The organism is Nocardia albiluteola (assembly GCF_018860155.1).
In the GTDB taxonomy this organism is placed as follows: domain Bacteria; phylum Actinomycetota; class Actinomycetes; order Mycobacteriales; family Mycobacteriaceae; genus Nocardia; species Nocardia albiluteola.
On sequence record NZ_JAHKNI010000026.1, the window covers coordinates 18,340 to 41,037 of the forward strand.

Genomic DNA, 22,698 nt, shown 5'->3' on the forward strand with positions numbered 1-22,698 from the left:
TGCCGGATTCATCCTGTAATCGGCATGAGCGCGCGTTCCGGCTGGCTCCGGCCGAAGTCGGCCGAACGCGCAATCAGCGGCACTATGGTGCGTCGCCGGTGTCCCGGCTGCGGAAGTGCTGGCTGAGGAAGTGTGCGGCGCGGTCCAAGGCTTGGTCGGCTTCATCGAGTACGCCGGTGAAAGATTGGAACACGTGGGGTACCTCGGCGGTGACGTCGAGGATGACGTCCACGCCGGCCGCGCGGGCGCGGGCGGCCAGACGAGTCGAATCGTCGAGCAACATTTCGTTGGCGCCTGCCTGCAGGAGCATCGGCGGGAAGCCGCTGAGATCGGCGAGGACCGCCGGACTGAGCAGCGGCTGGCGGGGGTCCTGCCCGGCGAGGTACATGGCGCCGGTGTGTTCGAGGCTCTCACGGGTGAACACCGGGTCGACGCCGGCTTTGGTATCCATGCTTTCGCCGGTGCGAGTCATGTCGAGGCCCGGGGAAAACGCCACGATCGCGGCCGGCAGAGGCAATCCCGCGTCGCGGGCCGCGATACACGTGGTGACGGTCAGGCCACCGCCGGCGGAATCGCCGGCGAACGCGATGGCCGAGGGATCCTCGCCGCTGTCGAGCAGGGCACGGTAGGCGTTGAGGGTGTCGTCGATCGCGGCAGGGAAGGGGTGTTCGGGCGCCAGCCGGTAGTCCACCGAGAAGGCGCGAAATCCGGTGCGGGTCACCAGATTCGCGGTCAGTGACATCGCCGTCTGCGGCGAGCCGAACACGAAGCCACCGCCGTGGAAGTACAGGATCGTCCCGGGGCGCGGGGGTGTGGCCGGTTCGACGAGTACCGCGGGCCGGGCGCCGAGTGTCGTGGTTCGGGTGCGTATCTCGGTCGGCACGTTCATCTGGGACATCAGCACTCGGAATCCGGCGCGAATCTCCTCGACCGATCGGTCTCCGGCGGGCAGTGGCTGACGTAGCAGTGCGTCGATCTTCGCGCGTTGCTCGCTACTCATATGCAACCTTCCTAGGAACTATCTTCCTCTACACTATATGCCATGGAATATACATGGGCGGGGGCTGCCGTCAACCTGCCGAGCTTGTTCTCCGACCTCGTCCGGTGCGAGACGCGGCTGTACAACGCGCTCACCGATCGCCTTCGCGAGCAGCACGGGATCGTCACCTCGCAGTTCGAATCCCTGCGCTTCCTGCGCGATCACCCGGGGGCCCGGGTGGCCGATCTCGCGAACGAGTTCGCCGTGGGCGTCGGGGCGATGAGCAAAGGTGTCGACCGTTTGGAGAAGCAAGGATGGGTGGCGCGGCAAGCGAATCCGGCGGACCGCCGGTCGTCATTGCTGGCACTGACGGATGACGGTGGGCGTCTGGTCGAGGCGGCGGAACAAACCTTCACCCAGCAGCTGACCGAGCTGCTCGGCAACAGCGTCTCGGACTCTTCGCTATCGGTTGTCGCGCAGGTCTTTTCGCAGTTACGTGGCACACTCGAGCGCGACCGGATCGGCCTGCCCGCAGGCTGACCAGCACAGTCATCAACCTGCGCTCGACAACCGGTTCTGTCGGGGCTGCCTCCCGATCCGAGCCACAGCGGAGGCAACGCCACGTCGGCGTGATGCCCACAGCTGTGATGCTCTGTATTCGGCTGTGCCGCAGTTGATCTCGGCGCGTAGACCGCTCGCCCTTCGGCACAGCGGAGTGGGGCAGGTCAAGATGTCACCCATCCGCGGAGCGGTCCCAACCTACGACAGCAGCCGCCTACGCCCGCGATCGTCCTTGCGCATCCCTCGTGGGTATCCCGCGCTCGCGGAACCTGTTCAAAACGGTCATCGTGTCAACACCGAGGTACCTGCCAACTCGGGCAAGAGACCAACCCAAGCCATAAAGGTGGACAGCCTCATCGACCTGCTCAGCAGACGAGCCGCGACGACGCATCGGCACCCCGTGACGACGGAGAATCTCACTCACCGTCCGCCGCTCGATACCGAACCGGGCACCCAGTTGGCACACCGTCTCTCCACTCTTGTATCCGGCGATGAGTCCCTGGACCTGATCGGTGCCGAGTTGGCGGGCCCGGCTGGGTTTGGGTCGGTCGACAGGCACCGAAAAAGTCCAGCACCCGTTTGCGGCCCACCAGCCCGGCCTGCCGCGCGACCTCGAGCACCGCGTCGAAGATGCGGTTCGGCCGCTGCGAACGGGCCAGCCTTGCGCGCATGTCCACCAGCACGGTGTGCACGAACCCCAGGTAATCGAAATCCAGGCATCCGGCGGCATATTTCCAGCGGGCATCGAAAGCGAAGCGTTCCACCGCTTCCCGGTCCGAGAGCCCCTCGATCCGCTGCAGCACCATTACCACCGCCACGATCGACCGCGGCACCGAACGCCGCCCGACATCGATGAACAGATCGGTGAACATCTCATCCGGGAACAACCGGCCGCATTCACGGTGCAACACACCATAATCGAGTCCCCGGCCACCTCAGGTCTGAGGAAAAGTCGTAGGCCGGTACCTTTGACCTGCTGAATCATGTTGCGACACACCGTGGAGTGCGGGTTGCAGTGCAGGCACGGCTGCTCGATCGATCATGAAGGTTCCTTACGCCGTTCGTGATCGTGGAGTTCTGCCGTGCCTGCTGTGTCATCCTCGCCTATCGATGCCCTCTCACGCCAGGTGCAGACGTTGGGCCAGGTGACGGCGGGTGAGCGGTCGGAGTTGCTGGCGGTGCTGGAGTCGGTGCCGGATCCGTGAAAGAAACGTGGTGTGCGCCACAGGTTCTCGTCGATTCTGTTCATTTCGGTGTGTGCGGTGCCTCGGGTGCCCGGTCGTTCGCCGCGATCGCCGAATGGGCTGTGGATGCCGCCGACGAGGTGTTGCGCGGGCTGGGCATCGAGGTCCCGGACGGGTCCACGATCCGGCGAGCGCTGTCGAAGTTCACCGGCGACGGATTCGACCAGGCCGTGGGCGCGTGGCTGGCCGGGCGGCTGGCCGCGGCACCGGCGACGTGCCGGGTGCGGCGTCGCCACCGGCGGGCGGTCGCGGTGGACGGGAAGACCCTGCGCGGGTCCCGTGACGGTGACACCCGGGCGGTAATGGTGATGGCCTGCCTGGACCACGACCACGGCGTGGTGCTCAATCAAGCCCAGATCGACGACAAGAGCAACGAAATTCCCTCGTTTGCACCACTTCTCGACGGGATCGCCGATCTGACCGGAGTGGTGGTGACCGCCGACGCGTTGCACGCGCAGACCGAGCACGCCGAGTACCTGCACGGCCGCGGCGCCGACTACGTGCCTCAGCCCTGGCGTCCGAATAGAGACAAGATCCAGCGCCGAAAGTCATCGTGCCGCCGGTCGGTGGCGGTCGAAGTCGTTCGCCCTATTTCCAGGATTGGGAAGGCTTGTGGATTTGGTCCGGGAACGATGAGGGGCGTGGCGGGCATCCTTACTCATTCGCGCTGGGTCGGCATGGTCCATCGAAGCGGCAGCTCGATCGGTCGTGCTGTGCTCGTGACGGCACGCCGGTCGGCGCGGATTGTCGTTGTCGCCGTTGTAGTGTCGGGGTTGGTGGCCGGTTGTGGTGTGGGTCCGGGGCAGTCGCCACGTCCGGCGAAGATCGTGTACCCCGGTGACCGCTACGGGATCTTCGCAATGAATCCCGACGGGACCGGGGTCACCCGGATCGGCGAGGGCGACTGTCCGAACTTTGCTCGCGATGGATCCAAGATCGCCGTTGGTGGATTGTGGATCACGGTCATGGATCCCGACGGGGGCAATGTAAGGAAACTCCTCCACGGAGGGTATGGCTGCCCGGCATTTTCGCCCGATGGGGCGAAGATCGCGTTTACTCGCGGCACTGCCGTCTATCTGATGAATGCCGATGGCGGCATGCCGAAGCAGCTCTACAACGACCCCACCTTCGACCCGGTCGGTGGCTTTCAGACGGGACAGGACGTCGGATCGAGCGAGCGTCCCGCGTTCTCGCCGGACGGTTCGAAGATTGTGTTCGCCGAGGCCGGAGCCATGTGGGTGATGGCAGCGGACGGAGCTGGGGCGCGGCAGCTGCTACCGGGAACTTCCGCGCTGCGGACGTTTCAGGGCTACAACGATTCCGACCCTGTCTTCACCCCGGACGGAGCCGGGATCGTCTTCTCTCGCAGCCGCTCTTCGAATGCGGGGATCGACCGAGACATGGGGATCTACCGAATGGATGTCGACGGCCGGAACATCCGACTCCTTCGGACGAACGGGGACTGCCCGTCGTTCTCGCCGGACGGTTCGAAGATTCTCTACTCCCGAATGACACTCGATACAGCCTCCGAGCAGGGTGCCAGTTTTACGGAAGTCTGGGTGATGGACAGCGACGGCAGCAACCCGCACCGCCTGATAGGCCCGAAAGAGTCTGTGCAAGACACTCTGTGCGGCAGCTGGGGCCGGGCGGCGGACTCGTAACTGAGGGTTTGGGCGTCCACGCCGGGCGCCACGTTCACCGAACTCTGGGTGATGAATCGATAGGCGAGGATGACACAGCAGGCACGGCAGAACTCCACGATCACGAACGGCGTAAGGAACCTTCATGATCGATCGAGCAGCCGTGCCTGCACTGCAACCGCACTCCACGGTGTGTCGCAACATGATTCAGCAGGTCAAAGGTACCGGCCTACGACTTTGCCTCAGCCCTGCCGGCCACCCGGCCAGCGCAGAACTCCACCGTCGACCGCAGCAGATCACCCTGACTCGGCACACGCCCCAAACTCACCCCAGCATTCTGCTCGAGCCGGACCGGTCACCGCACGAAAAACACCAGTCACCTAGCCGACCTACGGCAGCGAATAGCTGGACAGGAAGCTCCAGATTTGACCGCGTAAGTCCTCACCGATGGGGCCGGTCGGCCACTCATGCGCAGTATTGAATTCCAAACGCCACACCAACCCGGTTGCATCCGCACAGGGCCCGGGCGTTGTGAAGGCGCCAAACAGATCGGTGGACATGGTGGACGTGGACGTCACCGCCTTCCTCGGGCAGTTGTCCCGGCTGATCCAGCTTTGGGTGTTGATCGCACCGACTATAGGGCTCGAGATCGGGTCGAGCCGGCCCTGGAATATCCCGACCGAAATCGGGCGTCCGGGTACGCACGGAGTCCCGAGGCTGAACGTCGCGGGGTTCGGGTCGATCGCGTCGCTGCTTTCCCAGCCCGCGACGGCGGTGAACACGTCGGCAGCGTCGCATGCCAGTCGCTGCGCCATGATGCCGCCATTCGACCAGCCCTCGGCGTAGACCCGCCGGGCGTCGATACACCAGGTCGATTCGACGTTGCGGACCAGGCCGGTCAAGAACGCCACATCGACGGACCCGCGCTCGAAGTGCCAGGTTTGGTCAAGGGCGATGCCCTGTGGATAGGCGACTATGAAGTGGTGAGCGGCGGCGTAGCTGCTCCAACCTGTCTCCGCCTCCATGCCTGCCGCCGTGTCTCCCGTACCGTGCAAACTGATCATCAGCGGAGCCGGACCTTTCAGACCCGGCGGTACATTGAGGGCGTACATCCGGTCCCCGATAAACCGGGTCACGGTCCCATGGGTCGGCTCCATGGTGCAGTTGGCTGCCGATGCCGGGGCGGGCGAGGAATATACCGCCATCGTAAGGATGAGAAAGACGCCAACACCAAGCGCGCAAGCCCGCCGAAGCAATCTGCCCGAGTAGGGAGCCACAGTGGTTGAGTGTCGCACGGGGCCGACCGTCGTTTCCGGGGTTCCGCAGAATTCCGAGCGTACGGAGCGCACGATTTATGTCCTGAACTGGGGTGACATGGAGATGCAGCCTGCAATCGTCGAGTACCGGAACTCACCGACTACGGGGTACTCCGACAGCCGTCCTTTGTCGGCAGCACGCGAAAAATCGGCGTTCCGTTGGCATAAGTAGTCTTAAGTAGCCGCTTATCGAGCGGTTTTCCGCTGATTGCGACGGCAGCAGGACATCGCGATGGTTGAGCCGCCGACCAGTTGGCGCGTGGCGATCGTCGATCATCAACGATTCACCGAACTCGCAGGTCATGTCTTGGATGTCACCTGGCGCATGCCTACCGACTTGATGCGCAGCGGGAGCCCTTCGGCTGTGAGATGGTTCGCGAGGATCTGGATACTGCCACGAACCCTGCCACCCAGACAGTCGATCGGAATGCGGGCCCACAGCTTCAAACCAACCATAGGGCGGCGACCTATCTTGGATGCTGGCCACGTAGTACTCGTGGCTGCTGCTTCTACACCACCGGGCCCGTTCGATATGCCGAGAATTGAGCGGAATCACCTCTTGCGCAATGTATTTCAACCTCGCCGTGAAGCGGTTGCGCCCAGGCGGGTTCACGCGGTCGATTGCGCGCAGCAGTTCTGGATACGCGCTGGAGGGGCGCTATCAGGCGTCGGGAACGAACAGGTCGAGGTGCGAGCAGGTCTGGCAGCGGTACGCATCGACCCGGAAATGGGGTCCAAATGGGGCTTTGAGCTTGGCGAGGAATGAGCCCGCGTTCGGGGTCGGGAACCAGTCGATACCCTGACCGGCCCCGGTCATGAACAGTCCGCGCGCGAGATCAGTACCGCCGCAGTGGGTACAGCGCCGTTCGGTCACGCCGACCACTCCGCAACGCTGGGTTCCTGCTCCCGGCCACCGCCCGGCGCTACCGATCGAGCAGTGATCCGATCCGGTTGTCTGCTTCGTTCTTGCACACGCGAATCATGGCATTGCCGATCGCGCGTCGCGAGCCCGGCCTACGACGACAGGGGAATAGGGCGACGTCTCACCTTGAATCTCGAGCCAAGCGACGGCGGCTCGCTGGTGTGGCGTGCCCATCGTCCTGATGACCTGTCTGTGATCGTCGAGTAGTGTGCGGACCCGGATATGGTGCGGTACAACACCATTCCGCGGCCGTACCAGGTCCAGGACGCCCGCCACAGCACGAAGAAGAACACCGTCGGCGCGAGGAGCGTCATCAAGGCAGAGCTGGCAACGAGCAGGATCAGAGCGAACGCGGTGACTCGGCGAATCCCGTAGCGGTCCATTGCTGCTGCGGAGAACGGGGCCACGGCCCCATACAGGACCATGTTGATCCCGACACCGGCGCCGATGGCGGTGCGGCTCCAGCTCTTCGCCTCGACGAGCGGATCGGTGATGAGCCCGGCGATCGTGGTGAACGATCCCGCGGCGATCAGGGCGAGAGCGGCGACGGCCACTATTGCCCAGGCGGGATGAAACCAACGGCGCCAACGAGAATCGCGGTGCTCGGCGGTGCCTGGAAAATGACGATCGTCAAACACCTGCTCGACGGTCCACTGCGCTACGGTGAGCTCCGCCGCCGTGTCGGTGAGGTCACACCGCGCGTTCTCACTCGCCAACTCCGCGAACTCGAACAAGACGGGATCGTGACCCGCCGGGCCTACCCCGAAGTACCACCCCGGGTCGAATACTCGCTCACATCCACCGGAAACGGCCTACGAGCCTTCGTCGCCGAGCTGAACCGGTGGGGCGACAACTACATCAACAGCCTCCCAGCCGAACCGCAGCAACAGAAGCAGTAGAACCACACCCCAGGGAGACCCGCCGGCAGATCTGCGTCACATGATCGCATGCCCCGCAGGGAATCTCACAGGTCGAACATCATCCACACGATGTCGTTGCGGTGACATCGCCGGCCTCACCTCGAAATCAACGGTCTGCAACCCTGCCTGCCCAGCCTTCATCTGCAGGCCAGCTGCCATCAGCGTAAAACGTTTTGTGTCAAGCGGTTCGGGTCGGTGCCCTGGTCTGTCGCCTGCCCGGCATAGTGGTAATCGGGATGGTTCCCGGCAGCGTGTAATCGGGTTATAGAGACGACGGGCCGGGGCTGCCCATGATGAGCGACGAGATCACCGGTAGGTGTCTCGATGCCGAGTGGGGCTCGTCCCGACCGCTCGCTCGACGCGCTGCGGTTTAGGCGGCGGCCGAGATCGTGGCCAAAGCGGTTCGGGTCACCGGTTTCGGCCAGGATCGCCGCGGCACTGACCGCGGACAAACCGACGATCGAGGTGACCAGCTCGGTCAGTTGAAGTTCGTCGAGGATCCCGACCATGCGGGCCTCGGTATCGGCCAGGCGGCGCTTGTTATCAGCCCAATCGCCCAGCAACAGTTCGATGCGTTCGAGCGCGCCGCAACGGTGGCCGAGCACCCCGGCCCGATCATCGAGTGCGGCAATTACAGCGTGTTCGAAGCTGTGCATTCTGTGGTGCAGTAGCGGGGTCGTCGGCCCGTTATCGAAGACCCAGCGTTTGGGCCAGATGGGTGGCCCACCAACGCAGTTGCGGACTCGGGTCGGTAGCTGCCGGGCCTGTGAGTCCAGCGCTGCGCCGGAACGCGGAACCGTAGAGCGGCTCGATGGCCAGGGCTTTGAACGATGTGTCGCCCCAATGAGTCCTGTGCGGCCGCGGTTCGGTATCGCGTCAGGACTCGCCGCGCAGTGCCGCCAATTCGGCTCGGGAGCGGATGCCGAGCTTGGTGTAGATGCGAGTCAGGTGGTACTGGACGGTTTTGGCGGTGATGAACAGCTCGGCCGCGACCTCGCGGTTGGGCAGGCCCCGGGCCACCAGCGCGGCGACGGCCTCCTCCTGCGGGGTGAGCTGATCGCCGGACCGGCCCGTGCGCTGGGCGCGCACCCCTGCGGCCTTGAGTTCGCGGTCGCAGCGGGTCACATATGTCCGTGCGTCGAGCGCGGCGAAAAGGTCACGGGCGGTGGAGAGTTCGGCGTCGGCCTCGCGGCGCTTCCCGGCGCGGCGGAGCATCTGACCGAAGCTCAGGCCCGCCCGGGCGCGGTCGTACCGCAGCGGCATCCCCTCGAGCTGCTCGAGCGCACCGGCGAAGGCCTCGCGGGCGTGCTCGAGGTCGCCGCACGCGCCGAACAGCTGCCCTCGGACCACGCGCAGCCGAGCCTGGGCGCTGGGCCGCCCGAGATCCGCGGCATGCCGCTCGTGCCGGGTGAGGAATGCGTCGGCCTCGTCGTATCTTGCCTCGGTGACCAGCGCGTGGGCGTACATGTCGGCCCACGGCCACTGGCCCGGATCGTCGGGGCCGTTCCACGCCCACGCCTGGGTCATCGGATGCAACGCACGCAGCACCCCGGCCGAGTCCGCGCGCGCCTCGGCCCATTGTGCGCGAGCCAGATACGAAGGCACACGCATGATCTCGTAGTCCTGCGGACCCGTCGCCGTGTGCTGCAACGAGCTCTGCGCCTCGGCCCAGTCGCCGCGCAGGCAGTGCACCGAGGTGGCGGTCCAGTGCAATAGCGGCGACGACAGGACGATGCCGGTGCGGTCCACCAGTTCGGCGGCCTCGGCGACGGTGCGCAGCGCGTCGTCCCAGTCACCGGTCAGGAACTGGACTCGGGCCAGCCATGCCCTGGCCCACAGCGAGATTCGCGTCGAGCCGCCGAGATAGGTCGTCGGCACGGAACCCTCCAGATCCGCGCGGGCATCGTCGAATTCGTCGGCGATCAGGCTCAGCCAGCCGCGTCCCATCATGATGCGCTGCACCTGAGCGCCGGTCCGGACCTGTTGGGACAGTTCGGCATAGGACCGCCGGGCCTCCTCGGTGCGGCCGTAGACCAGGCCGAGCCCGCGGATCGCGGCCGCCTCGACCGCCGCCGGATTGCCGGACCCGACCAGCGCGATCGCCCGGTCCGCCCAGTCCACAAGTTCCGTTGGCCGGCAGCGGCACAGCGCGTGCAGCACGTAGCGCTGGCAGATGAGCGCCGCCTGCTCCGGTTCTCTTTCGGAGTTCACCAGATCCCATGCGCGGGCGAGGCGGATCTCCGCTTCGGCGGGCCGCCCCCGGACCATCGCCAGATAACCCAGGACCGCATTGCGCAGGGGCGTCTCCCGCAGGCTTTCCACCTCGGGGATCAGGGCTGCGGCGGCGAAGATGTCACCGGCGCCGATCAGAGCGTCCACCGCACGGGTCAACCGGCTTTCGCGAGAGAGCCGATCGTCGGTGAGACGGCTCGCATCCCGCAGCAGTGCGGCCGCGGTTCCCCAGGCGCCCTGTGCGGCCTGCTCGGTGGCCAGCGCGTCGAGCCGGTCGGCCAGATCGGTATCTGGAACCGGTGTGGCGGCGACCAGCAGGCGCAGTCGGCGCACCGGATCCTCGGTCGATTCGGCGGCGCGGCAGCGCAGGGCGGCGGTCGCGGCCGGGCCCATGCCCGCGAGCACCGCGGCACGCAGCATCGGGTCGGCCGGGCCGATCTCGGTGAGGCCCTGCGGGCCCAGCCGCACCAGCCCGGTTCGGGCCGCTTCGTCCAGGACGGTGATCAGATCGTCATCGATACCGGCCAGCGCCGCCGCATCGCGCACCGCCGTGCCGGTCCCGAGCACGGCCGTCGACTCGATCAGCCGTCGGGTGGACGGCGCACAATCACCCAGTGCGGCACGCACTTCAGCGGTGACAGCGGCGGGGGCGGGTAGGTCCGGATCGAAGCCCGCCCACACCTGCGGCGGCACCTCGGCCAGCAACTGCTCGACGTCGCGGGCCACGCCACCGGTGTGCCGGCACAGCCGCTCGGCCATTGACGGGTGCAGCGCGATGCCGTGCCGCGCGGCCAGCTGCCCGACCTCGGCCACGGTGAGCGGGCCCACCCGGACGATGCCGGTGGCGATGTGATGCAGCAGATCGGGGGCGGGCGACGCGATATCCGCGTCCCCGGTGACCGTCGCCGCCACGACCAGCAGGCGGGCGTCCCGATGGTGCCGCACGGCCGACGCGAGCGCCTGCAAGGAGAGGGCATCGGCCCACTGCGCATCGTCCACCACAGCCAGAACCGTGTCCCGGCTCGCGGCCACCCACCGTGCAATTCGGGCCGCGCCTGCCACGGGGTCGTCTACGGCGCTGTCCGGGGTGACGGACAGGTCGGGGAGCAGCTGGAGCAGGATGCCAGAGGCGTACCGGGTTTCCCATGGTGCGGCGGTGGACCACAGGACGGGGCCCTGGTGACGGGCGGCCAGTTCGCGCAGCAGCGTCGTCCTGCCGTCTCCGGAGCGACCGGTGAGCAGGACGAATCCGGGGCCTCGAGCGGGGACCTCGCGCAGGCGGTCCACCAGGGCCGCGAGCGCGGCCGGATGTACCGCGCTCGACGGGCCCGTTCCAGTCACCCTGTCACCGTAATCCCCACGTCCGCGGCGGGAACGCGATCGTGGTGACGCGCTGTGCGGTCGCCTCAGCCGAGGTCACCACCGGCGACCGGCAGGACGGTGCCGGTGATGTAGGACGCCTCGTCCGAGGCGAGGAAGGTGATCGCCGCGGCCTGCTCGTCGAGCGTCCCGTACCGCTTCATCAGGCTGGAGTCGACCGTCTGATCGATATGCGCCTGGAACCAGGTCTGCTCCTGCCCGGTCGTCGGGGCTGATCCGCCGCGGGAGATCCGGCGTGGCGGCGCGTGGGTGCCGCCCGGGGCGGTGGCGACGACCCGGATTCCGGCGTCGGCGTATTCCAGTGCGAGCGAGGCGGTCAGTGCGTTGATCCCGCCCTTGGCCGCCGAATAGGGGATGCGATGGATGCCGCGGGTGGCGGCCGAGGAGACGTTGACGATGACACCTGCGCCGCGCTCGGCCATGGCCGGCAGGGCCGCGCGGCAGGCCAGCAGCGTTGTCATGAGCGATCGGGTGATCTCGGCCTGGATCTGCGCCGCGGTGAACTCGGTGAACGGCTTGAACCAGATAGCGCCGCCGACATTGTTGATCAGGATGTCGATCCGTCCGTGCCGGCTCAGGGCCTGGGTGACCATGTGCTGGGCGCCCTGCCAGGTCTCGAGGTCGGTGGTCACCGCGATCGAGCGGGGCAGCTCGCCCGCCACCCGCGTCACCAGCTCGGACCTGTCGACCAGGACGACCGCGCCGCCCTCGGCGCTGATCCGCCGGGCGGTGCGTTCACCGATGCCCTGCGCCGCGCCGGTCACCACGACGACCTTGCCGTCGAACCGGCCGGGGGAGATGAACGCCGGACGTTGTTCGCCCGCCGCGTCGGTCATCGCCCGCCGCATTGTGGCCTTCGACCGTTCGCTCGAGGGATGTTCCTCGCCGATCTCGTATCCGCCGGTGTTCTCGGCCGGCGCGACGAGCGGCGTGCGGACCTCGTCCGTGAGAAACAGCTGCTGACCGGCGATGTCGCGGGCCGATCCGACCGGCTGTATCGGATCGCCGGGGTCCAGTTCGCGGGAACCGCCGCTGCCGGGCCAGACGGCGCGACCGGCGATCGAGCGGAGTGCGGCCGAGTCGTCCGGCGCCTGGTTCGCCGCGCCGAGCGGAGCTAGGGGACCGGAGTGGAAGACCTCCTGACCCGCGATCGTGCGCCCGCCGAGAGCCCCTGTGGCGGAGACGGATCCGGCCTCCGGCGCCGGCATTATCGAATCGGGCTGCTGCGGAAGGGTTTCCGTATCGGCCCTCGAGGAGACAGTGGCTTCGGGCTCGGCGACGGCCGTATCATCGGCACCGCTGTCCGGTGTCGCGTCGACCGGGCGCGCCGGGGTCGCCGTGCCGGACAGCGCGAACTTCTCGTAGTAGAACCCGGTCGGCTCGATACCGCGGATGGAGAAGTCCTTGCGCACCGACTCCACCATCGCGGGCGGGCCGCACAGATACACCGCGACATCGCCGCCGTAGAGGTGCTCGTCGTGGATCAGGTTCGTGACGTACCCCTTGTTCGGCGCGGTGCTCCCCGGAGCGGAAACGCAGTAGTCCCAGGTGAATCCGTCGAGCCCGGACGCCAGCTCCGCCAGCGTGTCGAGCTCGACCAGATCGTCGTCGGTGCTCACGCCGTAGATCAGATGAGCGGGACGGCTCGTTCCGGACGCCCGCATCGCCCGCAGGATCGACAGGACCGGGGCCAGCCCGGTGCCACCGGCCAGCAGCAGCACCGCACGCTCGGTCTCCCGCAGGAAGAAACTGCCGTTGGGGCCGAGGAAGGTGAGCTCGTCCGATACCGCCGCACGCTCGGTGAGGTACTCCGACATCACGCCGCCGGGGGTGAGCTTGATCAAGAAGGTCAGGCTCTTGTCGGTCGGGCCGTTGCTGAACGAGTACGACCGGCTCTGCTCCGTCCCGGGAACCGCGATGTTGACGTACTGGCCCGGCAGAAAGGCCAGTGTGTCGCGGTCGACGATCTCCGCGGTCATCGCGACGGTCGTCGGCGAGAGCCGATCGAGCGCGGTGATCGTCGCGGTGTAGCGGGTGGGTTGGGTCTTGGCCACCGCCGAGGGACTCCGAATCTGCAGTACCAGATCGGATTTCGGCTTCATGCTGCACGGCAGCACGTATCCGTTCGCGGCCTCTTCGCTGGTCAGCGCGTCGTCGATATAGGTGCCGCCGTCGTAGTCACCGGACTCGCAGAACGCCTTGCAGGTGCCGCACGCGCCGTCGCGGCAGTCCAGGGGAATGTTGATGCGCGCTCGGTACGAGGCATCGGCCACGGTCTGGTCCGCGGTACAGGTGATGAAGCGAGTGACGCCGTCCTCGAACGACAGCGCGATCCGGTGGTTCATGACGGGCTCTTTCGCGGCTCAGAAGTGGTACACGTCGACGACGTGGTGGATGTAGTCGTTCTTGAGCACCACGGTCTTGCGCCGGATCAGCGGTGCGGCGCCGGAGAAGTCGATCGTGTAAAACGAGGTCCCGTAGTACGGATCGATGGTCTTGTACCGGAAATACATGGTGTGCCAGTTGAATCGGATGTCCACAAGATCGCCGCGACGTTCGATCACCTCCACGTTGCTGATGTTGTGGCTGGTGCGCGGCTCGGGAATGGAAGTGGCCGAGGATCTTTCGGTGCGGATGCGGAAGATCCGGTCCTCGAGGCCGCCCTTGTTCGGATAGTAGATCAGCGAGATCTGGGTTTGCGGGTCCTCGGTCAGCAGGTCGTCGTCACCCCAGGCGGGCATCCAGTAGACGACGTCGTCGGCATAGCAGTCCAGCCACTTCTCGAATTCCCGGTCGTCGAGGTAGCGGGCCTCGCGGTACAGGAACTGCTCGATGTCGTTGTGGGTGACGAGCTTCGAGCCCGCGTGGTTGTCGGCGGTGACGGTCATCGGAGCTCGCCCTCCAGAGACAGGCTCTCCCGCATTCGGGTGAGCCAGTAGCCGTGCTGTATCGGGTACAGGCCCTCGTCCTCGTTCTTCACCCCGGCCGAGAGCACGTCGTGCATGCCGAGGGATTCGGCGACGGGGTCGGGTCCGCTGAGCCAGTGCTCGGCTCCGCGGCTCATGTCGTTCCAGGGGGCCGCGGCGGCGCGGAAGGTGAGCTGGCAGGAACGGAATTCCTCCAGGTCGTCGGGGGTGGCCATGCCGGAGGCGTTGAAGAAGTCCTCGTACTGCCGGATCCGCCACGCCCGCGCCTGCGCGCTCTCGCCCTTGGGTGCGATGCAGTAGATGGTGACCTCGGTCCGGTCCGGTGCGATCGGGCGGAAGTGCCGGATCTGCGTGCTGAACTGGTCCATCAGGTACACGTTCGGATACAGGCACAGATTGCGGGAGCCCTTGACCATGAATTCGCCTCGGGCCTGCCCGAATTCGCGTTTGAGCTCCTCGATGCGCGGCCACAGCGGACGGTCCTGCGGGTTGGCCGCCCAGGTCCACAGGCACAGGTGCCCGTGCGGGAACGACCAGTAGCCGCCGCCGGCCTTACCCCATTTGCCGGCGTCCAGGGTTTTGGTCTCGTTCTTGGACGCGCCCGTATCGCGCCGGGAGGTGGTGGCCGCGTAGTTCCAGTGCGTCGCGGTGACGTGATATCCGTCGGCGCCGTTCTCCGCCTGCACCTTCCAGTTGCCGTCGTAGGTGTAGGTCGACGATCCGCGCAGCACCTCGAGCCCATCCGGTGACTGGTCGACGAGCATGTCGATGACGGCGGTGGTGTCACCCAGATGCTCGCGCAGGCTCAGCACATCCGGGTTCAGGCTGCCGAACAGGAATCCGCGGTAGCTCTCGAAGCGGGCGACGTGGGTCATGTTGTGCGAGCCGTTCTTGTCGAACGAGTCCGGGTAGCCGGCGCCGTCGGGGTCCTTGACCTTCAGCAGGGTGCCGTCGTTGCGGAACGTCCAGCCGTGGAACGGACAGGTCAGGGTCGTGCGGTTGTCGGTCTTGCGGCGGCAGATCATCGCCCCGCGATGCGCGCAGGCGTTGATCAGGCAGTGCAGCTCGCCGTCCCGGTCCCGGGTGATCACCACCGGCTGGCGGCCGATGTAGGTGGTGAAGTAGTCGCCCGGGTTCGGGACCTGGCTCTCGTGGGCCAGGTAGATCCAGTTGCCCTCGAAGATGTATTTCATCTCGAGTTCGAAGATCGCCTCGTCGGTGAAGATACGGCGATTCGCGCGGAAGACCCCGGCCTCTCGGTCGTCGATGATCGCGTCGGTGAGCACCTGTGACAGGTGATCGAACGTACTGGTCATGGGTCCTCCAACCGCGTCGGGAACTGCCTGCGGCGGAGTCGTCGGGACTGGGACGGCGTGTCTCCGCAGTGGCACGTGTTTCGATCGTGACAGCGTGTGACCTCAGTCACCCCAGGTGAATGCCCAGTCCTGACCCAGGGTCTTATTGATTGATCTCGCATATTAATGAGGCCGAAAATAGTATTTGTCTTGACTTAATATTCATATCTACCGTGACTCGATACACATCAGCGCGTCGCGGTGAATCGGAAGGAGGCCCGGAGATGGAACTTCGTCACCTGCGGTACTTCGCGACCGTCGCGGACACCAAGCACTTCGGGCGGGCTGCTGAACGCCTGCACATGGCCCAGCCGGCGTTGTCGCAGGCGATCCGGCAGCTCGAGGCCGAACTCGGCGCGGCGCTGTTCACCCGCACGACCCGCCAGGTCGCGCTGACCCCGGCGGGGGAGTTCCTGCTCGGTGAGGCGCATCGCGTGCTGGACACCGTCGAGGACAGCGTGCGCGGGGTCCGCCGGATCTCCGACGGACGGCTCGGGCAGGTCCGGATGGGTTTCACCGGCACCGCCGCGCTCTCGCACCTGCCCCGGATCGCCCGACGGCTGCAACACGAGCTGCCCGATGTCGCACTCGAAATCCACTCCGATCTGCTCACCTCCGCACAGTGCGACCGGCTGCGCGCCGGAAGCCTGGACCTAGGCGTGCTGCGGCCGCCGTTGCGGGGCGAGCAACTGGATCTGCGTGTCCTCGAGGTCGAATCGCTCATCCTCGCCGTGCCCGCCGACCATCGGCTCGCCGTCGAACCGATCATCGCCATGGCCGATCTGCGAGCGGAGGGTTTCATCTGCTACGCGGGTCGAGACTCGGTGGTCAACACGGCGGTCGTACGCAGTTGCCGCGCCGCCGGATTCAGTCCCCAGGTTGCGCACGAGGCAAGCGGGACCGGAGTGCTGCTGGCGCTGGTCGCCGGGGGGCTGGGCGTCGCGGTGGTGCCGGCGTCGGCTCGCGCGCTGCCGCTGGCCGGGGTCGTCTTCCGTGAACTGGCCGACGCCGAGACGGTCGAGCTGGCCCTGGCATGGCGGCGCGACATCGACTCCCCGGTGGTGCATTCGGTGCTCGACGCGCTGGCGGTCACCCTCGCGCCCGAGGGTGCCGCCGCATCCGGCGCCGCCCCGACATCCAACGACGAGCCCGTGGAGGCGCGACGATGAAAATCACAGGCGTGGAGGCGATTCCGTTCGCCATCCCGTATCGCAAACCGCTGACCTTCGCCTCCGGCGAGGTCCACGTCGCCGAGCACGTACTGGTGCGGGTGCACACCGACGACGGCGTGGTGGGAATCGCCGAGGCCCCGCCGCGCCCGTTCACCTACGGTGAGACGCAGGACGGGGTGGTGGCGGTGATCCGGAAGATCTTCGCCCCGCAGGTGATCGGGCTGAATCTCTGGCAGCGCGAGGTGATTCACGCCCGGCTGGGCCGCACCGTCGGCAATCCGGTCGCCAAGGCCGCGATCGACATGGCCGTCTGGGACGCCCTCGGCCGCACCCTCGACATCCAGGTCACCGAGTTGCTGGGCGGCTACACCGACCGCATGCGGGTCTCGCACATGCTCGGATTCGACGAGCCCGCCGCGATGGTCGCCGAGGCGGAGAAGATGCGGGATGTGCACGGCATCACCACGTTCAAGGTCAAGGTCGGCCGCCGCCCGGTGGAACTGGACGTCGCGGTCGTGCGCGCCCTGCGCGAGGCGCTGGGCGAGGGTGCGGAACTGTATATCGACGGCAACCGCGGGTGGACCGCCTCGGAATCCGCAGCGGCGATGAAGCAGATGGCGGATCTGAATCTGCTGTTCGCCGAGGAACTCTGCCCCGCCGACGACGTGCTGGGCCGCCGCTGGCTGGTCTCCCACATCGATGTCCCGTTCATCGCCGACGAATCGGTACCCACCCCCGCCGACGTGACCCGCGAGGTGCTCGGCGGATCCGCCACCGCCATCAGCATCAAGACCGCGCGCACCGGTTTCACCGGCTCGCAGCGCGTGCATCATCTCGCCGAGGGACTGGGCCTCGAGGTCGTTATGGGCAACCAGATCGACAGTCAGCTCGGGTCGATGTGCTCGGTGGTCTTCGGTGCGGCATATCGGCTGACGTCGCGACGCGCCGGTGAGCTGTCCAACTTCCTGGACATGAGCGACGACCTGCTCACCGAACCCCTCGAGATCTGCGGCGGCGAACTCACCATCCGCCCCGGCGCCGGACTGGGTGTCGACCTCGACCCCGACAAGCTCGCCCGCTACCGCCAGGACATCTGAAATCGACAGCCCGACAACCGAATACAGGCCAGTTACCAAGGAGGATCCGATGACCACCATCAACCCGGCCCCGACCGCCGCGGATTCCGGCGCCCGCGCCACCGAACGCTTCGCCGCCGACAAGACAAACGTCGCCGACACCCCGCCCGAGCGGGTGGACTTGCTCGCCCGTGAGGTGCTCGGCGCGGTGCACGACACCATCCGCCGGCACAAGCTCACCTACGCCGAGTACAACGCGCTCAAGGCGTGGCTGATCGGCGTCGGGCAGGGCGGCGAGTGGCCGCTGTTCCTGGACGTCTGGGTCGAGCACGTCGTCGAGGAGGTCGCCACCGAGCACCGCCACGGCAACAAGGGCACCATCGAGGGTCCCTACTACGTTCCCGGCGCCCCCGAGCGCGGTGTCGGTGACTCGGTTCCCATGCGGGACAACGAATCCGGCAGCCCGCTGGTGTGGACCGGCCGGGTCACCTCGACCGACGGCGCCGCCCTGAGCGATGCGACGATCGAGCTCTGGCACGCCGACTCCGACGGCCTGTACTCCCAGTTCGCGCCCGGGATTCCGGAATGGAACCTGCGCGCCGCGTTCCACGCTGACGCCGACGGCCGGTTCGAGATCCACACCGTGCGCCCCGCGCCGTACCAGATCCCGACCGACGGCGCGTGCGGCAAGCTGATCGCCGCGGCGGGCTGGCATGCCTGGCGTCCGGCGCATCTGCACGTGAAGGTCTCCGCACCGGGACACGAATTGCTCACCGCGCAGCTGTATTTCCCGAACGACGAGCACAACGACGACGACATCGCCTCCGCGGTGAAGCCCGAACTCATCCTCGATCCGCGCCCGGGGCCGAATGGCGGCGAAGCCATCGCATACGACTTCGTCCTCGACCGCGCCTGAGACCGGCACGGCCCGAACATCTTCCGATTCCAGGAGTACGACATGCTGTTCCACGTGCGGATGGATGTGCATCTGCCCCATGATCTTCCGCCCGACGCTCGCGCGGAGATCGTGGCTCGCGAGAAGGCGTACAGCCAGAACCTGCAGCGCGCGGGAAAGTGGCCGCAGCTGTGGCGGATCGTCGGCGAGTACTCCAACTACTCGATCTTCGACGTGGAGTCCACCGACGAGCTACACGAATTGCTGTCTGGGCTACCGCTGTTCGAGTACATGAGCCTGCACGTCACGCCGCTGGCGACCCATCCGTCCAAGATCTGACGGACCGTCAGGCTGATCGTGTCGATACTCGCCACCGAGTTCGGTCCCGTCGGATACACCGACCACGGGAGTGGCCCGGCCCTGGTCCTCGTCCACGGATTCCTGTTCGACAAGCGCATGTGGCAACCGCAGATCGAGTCCTTCGTCTCGATCGGGTACCGGGTGATCTGCGTCGATATGGTCGGATTCGGCGACAGCGCCGCGGCCCGCGGCACCATCCCGATGGCCGCGCAGTCCCGGGCGGTGACCGCGGTGATGGACGATCGCGCGGTCGGCGAGGCGGTGCTGATCGGATATTCCATGGGCGGGCAGGTCGTCCTCGACGTACTCGGCCGCCATCCCGAACGGGTCGGCGCGGTCGTGTTCTGCGACACCTTCGCCGGTCTCGACACACCCGAGGTCAGGGCCGCGCGCCTGGCCCTGGCCGATCGGCTGGAGGCCGAGGGCGTGCGTGACTATGCGGAGGAATTCCTGCCGCTCGTGCTGAGCGAACGCAGCGTGCGCGAGCGCCCGGCGGTCGCCGAGCGCGCCCGGGCGATGATGACATCCGCCCATCCGGTGACCGCCGCGGCCGCGCTGCGCGGTCGCGCGGCACGACCCGACTACACTGAAACCGCACGGGGACTGAACATTCCGGCCCTCGTGGTGGCCGGGGACGAGGACGCGTTCGACCGCGGGGTGCTCGGCGCCGAACTGGCTGGGCAGATTCCGCGGTCCCGGCTCGTGATCATCCCCGAGGCCGGTCACACACCCAGCATGGAGAGGCCCGACGCGTTCGACACCATCGTGCGGGAATTTCTCCAGTCGATTTCCCGAGGAGCACATCATGATGGCCGCGATTTCGTCCCTGGCTGACGCGATAGCAGAACTCGTCGGCGACGGCGACACGGTCGCGCTGGAAGGATTCACCCACCTGATCCCGGTGGCCGCCGGGCACGAGATCATCCGGCAGCGCAAGCGTGATCTGACCCTGGTACGGATGACCCCCGACATCGTCTACGACCAGTTGATCGGGGCGGGATGCGCGCGCAAGCTGATCTTCTCCTGGGGTGGCAACCCGGGAGTGGGTTCGCTGCACCGCTTCCGCGACGCGGTGCAGAACTCCTGGCCGGTGCCGCTGGAGATCGAGGAGCACAGCCATGCCGGGATGGCCAACCGCTACGTGGCGGGCGCCTCGGGCCTGCCGTTCGCGGTGCTGCGCGGATACGTCGGCACCGATCTGCCGTCGGTGACCGATACCATCAAGCAGATCACCTGCCCGTTCACCGGGGAGCAGCTCACCGCGGTGCCCGCGGTCAACCCCGACGTCACGATCATCCACGCCCAGCGCGCCGACCGGCAGGGCAATGTGCAGCTGTGGGGCCTGCTGGGCGTGCAGAAGGAGGCGGTGCTGGCGGCGCGGCGCAGCCTGGTCACGGTCGAGGAGATTGTCGACGAGCTCACGCCGCTGCCGGGCGCGATCGTGCTGCCCGCCTGGGCGGTGACCGCCGTCGCCGCCGCGCCCGACGGCGCCCACCCGTCCTACGCGCAGGGATATTCCGAGCGCGACAACGCCTACTACGCGGCCTGGGACGCGATCAGCCGGGACCGGGAGAGTTTCACCCGCTGGCTCGACGAGCACGTGTACCCCGCGAGCACCGAGGGAGTCCACCCATGACCATCACCGAAATGACCGACGAGGCAACGGAATACACCTCGGATGAAATGATGTCCATTGCCGCGGCGCGGGCGCTGTCCGACGGTAAGCGTTGTTTCGTCGGCATCGGATTGCCTTCCACCGCGGCGAATCTCGCCCGCACCACGCATGCGCCCGGGCTGGTGCTGATCTACGAGTCCGGGACGCTGGGTTCCAAGCCCGGCCGGCTGCCCGCCTCCATCGGCGACGGCATCCTGGCCGAGACGGCCGATGCGGTGATCAGCGTGCCGGAGGTGTTCAACTACTGGTTGCAGCCCGGCCGCATCGATATCGGATTCCTCGGCGCAGCGCAGCTGGACAAGTTCGGCAATATCAACACCACCGTCATCGGCGGGGACTACGCCCACCCGAAGGTCCGCCTGCCCGGCGCGGGCGGCGCACCGGAGATCGCGGCCTCCTGCGGTGAGGTGTTCGTCGTGGTCCGCCAGTCGCGCCGATCATTCGTCGAGCGCGTGGATTTCATCACCTCGCTCGGTCACGGCAGCGGCGCGGGGGAACGCTCCCGTCTCGGATTGCGAGGCGCCGGACCGACTCTGGTGATCACCGACCTGGGTGTGCTGCGGCCGGACGAAACCGGCGAGCTGGTGCTGAGCGCGCTGCATCCGGGCGTGAGCATCGAGCAGGTGCGAGCGGCCACCGGCTGGCAGCTGAGGGTCGCAGACGACCTGGTCACGACCGAACCACCCGGCGCGGCCGAACTGACCGCCCTGCGCGCGTTGAAGGCTGCGTCATGAGCGGGGCGTTCCTCTACGACGGCGTGCGCACCCCGTTCGGCCGGTATGGCGGCGGGCTCGGCGGGGTACGGCCGGACGACCTGGCCGCCCATGTACTGCGGGTGCTCGCCGAGCGGTGTGAGCTGGATCCGGCGAGCGTGGACGAGGTGGTGTTCGGCGCGGCCAACCAGGCCGGCGAGGACAATCGCAATATCGCACGCATGGCGGCGCTGCTGGCCGGATGGCCCGTTGCGGTCCCGGGCACCACGGTCAATCGGCTGTGCGGGTCCAGCCTGGATGCCGCCGGGCACGCGTCCCGGATGATCGAAACCGGTGATGCCACAACGGTTGTCGTGGGCGGCGTCGAATCGATGACCCGCGCGCCGTACGTCCTGCCCAAGTCCGCCAGGGCATTTCCCGCCGGAAACGAGACCCTGTACTCGACCACGCTCGGCTGGCGCCTGGTGAATCCGGCCATGCCCGCGCAGTGGACGGTCTCGCTGGGGGAGAGCACCGAAATCCTTGCCGGTCGTTACGGTATCGACCGCGCGGCCCAGGACGAGTTCGCCGCGCGCAGCCACCGGCTCACCGCCGCGGCATGGGATAGCGGGTTCTACGACGATCACGTGGTGCCCGTCCCCGGGACCGATCTGGTCCGCGACGAGTCACTGCGGCCCGGCACCACCGTCGAGACGCTGGCGCGGCTCGAGCCCTCATTCCGCGCCGAGGGCACGGTGACCGCCGGGAACGCCTCACCGCTCAACGACGGCGCCTCGGCGCTGCTGCTCGGCGGCGAGGCGCTGGCCGATCGGCTCGGCCGGGCGCCCCTGGCACGCATCGCCGGCCGCGGCGCGGCGGGTGTGGATCCCGAGGCTTTCGGCGTCGGTCCCGTGCAGGCGGCGCGAATCGCTCTGCGGCGCGCCAAAATCGACTGGAGCGATCTCGGCGTGGTAGAGCTGAACGAGGCCTTCGCCGCCCAATCGCTGGCCTGCCTGGCCGACTGGCACGAACTGGATCCGGCGATCGTCAACGTCAACGGCGGCGCGATCGCCATCGGGCATCCGCTCGGTGCCTCCGGCGGGCGCATCCTCATCCAGCTCGCGCGCGAAATGCGCCGCCGCGGCCGCCGATGGGGCCTGGCCGCACTGTGCATCGGGGTTGGTCAGGGCCTGGCCGTCGTCCTGGAGGCGGCGGGGTGATGCCGCCGGGTATCGCGGCAGCCACGAACACGCCGGTGAGATTATTCATAGCCGATGCCACCCTGCCGGACAGCGGATCTCACCATCCGGGCGAGAGCCGACTCGGGTGGCACCGGCACGAGCCGCATGGGA

Annotated in this window: 22 protein-coding genes; 12 read left to right on the top strand and 10 right to left on the bottom strand. The window is 67.2% G+C overall.

The genetic code is table 11. The features are described 5' to 3' along the window. Positions 1 to 82: 82 nt before the first annotated feature. On the bottom strand, positions 83 to 1,000 hold the full coding sequence (locus KO481_RS40805; protein ID WP_215923928.1) for an alpha/beta hydrolase: 918 nt from the start codon (positions 998 to 1,000) through the stop codon (positions 83 to 85). Positions 1,001 to 1,084: 84 nt separating this feature from the next. Between KO481_RS40805 and KO481_RS40810 the strand changes: the two genes are divergently transcribed. After that, positions 1,085 to 1,519 (top strand): MarR family winged helix-turn-helix transcriptional regulator, encoded by a 435-nt coding sequence (locus KO481_RS40810; protein WP_215923929.1) that lies wholly within the window; start codon positions 1,085 to 1,087, stop codon positions 1,517 to 1,519. A 437-nt stretch (positions 1,520 to 1,956) separates the two neighbouring features. Here the strand turns inward: KO481_RS40810 and KO481_RS40815 are convergent, their stop codons facing one another. Continuing rightward, positions 1,957 to 2,448, bottom strand: coding sequence for a transposase (locus KO481_RS40815; protein ID WP_215923930.1), 492 nt, complete (start codon positions 2,446 to 2,448; stop codon positions 1,957 to 1,959). A gap of 174 nt (positions 2,449 to 2,622) precedes the next feature. On the opposite strand from KO481_RS40815, the gene KO481_RS44195 reads away from it, so the two are divergent. Next, a complete protein-coding gene (locus KO481_RS44195) occupies positions 2,623 to 2,745 on the top strand; it encodes a hypothetical protein (protein ID WP_281066301.1) in 123 nt (40 codons plus the stop codon). A 50-nt stretch (positions 2,746 to 2,795) separates the two neighbouring features. After that, a complete protein-coding gene (locus KO481_RS40820) occupies positions 2,796 to 4,445 on the top strand; it encodes an ISAs1 family transposase (protein WP_215923931.1) in 1,650 nt (549 codons plus the stop codon). A 368-nt stretch (positions 4,446 to 4,813) separates the two neighbouring features. On the opposite strand, the gene KO481_RS40825 is transcribed toward KO481_RS40820, so the two are convergent. The 3 genes from KO481_RS40825 to KO481_RS40835 form a co-directional block, all read right to left on the bottom strand. After that, on the bottom strand, positions 4,814 to 5,629 hold the full coding sequence (locus tag KO481_RS40825) for a CE1 family esterase (protein ID WP_215923932.1): 816 nt from the start codon (positions 5,627 to 5,629) through the stop codon (positions 4,814 to 4,816). Between the two features lie 772 nt (positions 5,630 to 6,401). Continuing rightward, positions 6,402 to 6,614, bottom strand: coding sequence for a hypothetical protein (locus KO481_RS40830; protein ID WP_215923933.1), 213 nt, complete (start codon positions 6,612 to 6,614; stop codon positions 6,402 to 6,404). Between the two features lie 140 nt (positions 6,615 to 6,754). After that, positions 6,755 to 7,396 carry an MFS transporter gene (locus tag KO481_RS40835; RefSeq protein WP_372452188.1) on the bottom strand — a complete coding sequence of 214 codons (642 nt, stop codon included), beginning with the start codon at positions 7,394 to 7,396 and terminating at the stop codon, positions 6,755 to 6,757. On the opposite strand from KO481_RS40835, the gene KO481_RS40840 reads away from it, so the two are divergent. Further along, entirely contained in the window at positions 7,283 to 7,561 is a 279-nt protein-coding gene (locus tag KO481_RS40840) for a winged helix-turn-helix transcriptional regulator (RefSeq protein ID WP_372452187.1), read from the top strand. The two genes, KO481_RS40835 and KO481_RS40840, sit on opposite strands and share 114 nt — an antisense overlap. A 179-nt stretch (positions 7,562 to 7,740) precedes the next feature. Here KO481_RS40840 and KO481_RS40845 read toward each other — a convergent pair whose 3' ends face one another. From KO481_RS40845 to benA, 5 genes are all read right to left on the bottom strand, one after another. Then, on the bottom strand, positions 7,741 to 8,238 hold the full coding sequence (locus tag KO481_RS40845; protein ID WP_215923936.1) for a hypothetical protein: 498 nt from the start codon (positions 8,236 to 8,238) through the stop codon (positions 7,741 to 7,743). 220 nt (positions 8,239 to 8,458) lie between these two features. After that, complete coding sequence (locus tag KO481_RS40850) at positions 8,459 to 11,155, bottom strand: LuxR C-terminal-related transcriptional regulator (RefSeq protein WP_215923937.1); 2,697 nt, start codon at positions 11,153 to 11,155, stop codon at positions 8,459 to 8,461. A gap of 65 nt (positions 11,156 to 11,220) precedes the next feature. Continuing rightward, positions 11,221 to 13,539, bottom strand: coding sequence for a benzoate 1,2-dioxygenase electron transfer component BenC (gene benC, locus KO481_RS40855; RefSeq protein WP_215923938.1), 2,319 nt, complete (start codon positions 13,537 to 13,539; stop codon positions 11,221 to 11,223). An 18-nt stretch (positions 13,540 to 13,557) separates the two neighbouring features. Continuing rightward, positions 13,558 to 14,082, bottom strand: a complete 525-nt coding sequence (benB, locus tag KO481_RS40860) for a benzoate 1,2-dioxygenase small subunit (RefSeq protein ID WP_215923939.1) — start codon at positions 14,080 to 14,082, stop codon at positions 13,558 to 13,560. Next, the gene (benA, locus tag KO481_RS40865) at positions 14,079 to 15,437 is read right to left on the bottom strand and encodes a benzoate 1,2-dioxygenase large subunit (protein ID WP_215923940.1); all 1,359 of its coding nucleotides are present in this window, start codon (positions 15,435 to 15,437) and stop codon (positions 14,079 to 14,081) included. The genes benB and benA overlap by 4 nt, the downstream gene beginning before the upstream one ends. A gap of 263 nt (positions 15,438 to 15,700) precedes the next feature. On the opposite strand from benA, the gene KO481_RS40870 reads away from it, so the two are divergent. Genes KO481_RS40870 through KO481_RS40905 form a run of 8 tightly spaced genes read left to right on the top strand, consistent with a single transcriptional unit; the run spans position 15,701 to position 22,566 of the window. Then, the gene (locus KO481_RS40870) at positions 15,701 to 16,645 is read left to right on the top strand and encodes a LysR substrate-binding domain-containing protein (RefSeq protein WP_215923941.1); all 945 of its coding nucleotides are present in this window, start codon (positions 15,701 to 15,703) and stop codon (positions 16,643 to 16,645) included. Beyond that, positions 16,642 to 17,745 (top strand): mandelate racemase/muconate lactonizing enzyme family protein, encoded by a 1,104-nt coding sequence (locus tag KO481_RS40875; RefSeq protein WP_215923942.1) that lies wholly within the window; start codon positions 16,642 to 16,644, stop codon positions 17,743 to 17,745. Before KO481_RS40870 ends, KO481_RS40875 begins: the two co-directional genes overlap by 4 nt. A gap of 49 nt (positions 17,746 to 17,794) precedes the next feature. Then, on the top strand, positions 17,795 to 18,640 hold the full coding sequence (gene catA / locus KO481_RS40880; protein WP_215923943.1) for a catechol 1,2-dioxygenase: 846 nt from the start codon (positions 17,795 to 17,797) through the stop codon (positions 18,638 to 18,640). A gap of 42 nt (positions 18,641 to 18,682) precedes the next feature. Then, positions 18,683 to 18,958: a muconolactone Delta-isomerase gene (gene catC, locus KO481_RS40885; RefSeq protein WP_215923944.1), complete on the top strand. Its 276-nt coding sequence runs from the start codon at positions 18,683 to 18,685 to the stop codon at positions 18,956 to 18,958. A gap of 18 nt (positions 18,959 to 18,976) precedes the next feature. Next, a complete protein-coding gene (locus KO481_RS40890; RefSeq protein ID WP_215923945.1) occupies positions 18,977 to 19,813 on the top strand; it encodes an alpha/beta fold hydrolase in 837 nt (278 codons plus the stop codon). Beyond that, positions 19,785 to 20,615, top strand: a complete 831-nt coding sequence (locus KO481_RS40895) for a CoA transferase subunit A (protein WP_245402237.1) — start codon at positions 19,785 to 19,787, stop codon at positions 20,613 to 20,615. Before KO481_RS40890 ends, KO481_RS40895 begins: the two co-directional genes overlap by 29 nt. Continuing rightward, positions 20,612 to 21,388 (top strand): CoA-transferase subunit beta, encoded by a 777-nt coding sequence (locus KO481_RS40900; RefSeq protein WP_215923946.1) that lies wholly within the window; start codon positions 20,612 to 20,614, stop codon positions 21,386 to 21,388. Before KO481_RS40895 ends, KO481_RS40900 begins: the two co-directional genes overlap by 4 nt. Next, entirely contained in the window at positions 21,385 to 22,566 is a 1,182-nt protein-coding gene (locus tag KO481_RS40905) for a thiolase family protein (RefSeq protein ID WP_215923947.1), read from the top strand. Before KO481_RS40900 ends, KO481_RS40905 begins: the two co-directional genes overlap by 4 nt. Positions 22,567 to 22,698 lie beyond the last annotated feature (132 nt).

Coding starts and splice junctions, on each gene's coding strand:
- KO481_RS40870 (WP_215923941.1), top strand. CDS start 15,701: ATGGAACTTCGTCACCTGCGGTACTTCGCGACCGTCGCGGACACCAAG.
- KO481_RS40905 (WP_215923947.1), top strand. CDS start 21,385: ATGAGCGGGGCGTTCCTCTACGACGGCGTGCGCACCCCGTTCGGCCGG.
- benA (WP_215923940.1), bottom strand. CDS start 15,437: ATGACCAGTACGTTCGATCACCTGTCACAGGTGCTCACCGACGCGATC.
- benB (WP_215923939.1), bottom strand. CDS start 14,082: ATGACCGTCACCGCCGACAACCACGCGGGCTCGAAGCTCGTCACCCAC.
- KO481_RS40805 (WP_215923928.1), bottom strand. CDS start 1,000: ATGAGTAGCGAGCAACGCGCGAAGATCGACGCACTGCTACGTCAGCCA.
- catC (WP_215923944.1), top strand. CDS start 18,683: ATGCTGTTCCACGTGCGGATGGATGTGCATCTGCCCCATGATCTTCCG.
- KO481_RS40900 (WP_215923946.1), top strand. CDS start 20,612: ATGACCATCACCGAAATGACCGACGAGGCAACGGAATACACCTCGGAT.
- KO481_RS40895 (WP_245402237.1), top strand. CDS start 19,785: ATGATGGCCGCGATTTCGTCCCTGGCTGACGCGATAGCAGAACTCGTC.
- catA (WP_215923943.1), top strand. CDS start 17,795: ATGACCACCATCAACCCGGCCCCGACCGCCGCGGATTCCGGCGCCCGC.
- benC (WP_215923938.1), bottom strand. CDS start 13,539: ATGAACCACCGGATCGCGCTGTCGTTCGAGGACGGCGTCACTCGCTTC.
- KO481_RS40840 (WP_372452187.1), top strand. CDS start 7,283: ATGACGATCGTCAAACACCTGCTCGACGGTCCACTGCGCTACGGTGAG.
- KO481_RS40875 (WP_215923942.1), top strand. CDS start 16,642: ATGAAAATCACAGGCGTGGAGGCGATTCCGTTCGCCATCCCGTATCGC.
- KO481_RS40825 (WP_215923932.1), bottom strand. CDS start 5,629: ATGGCGGTATATTCCTCGCCCGCCCCGGCATCGGCAGCCAACTGCACC.
- KO481_RS40845 (WP_215923936.1), bottom strand. CDS start 8,238: ATGCACAGCTTCGAACACGCTGTAATTGCCGCACTCGATGATCGGGCC.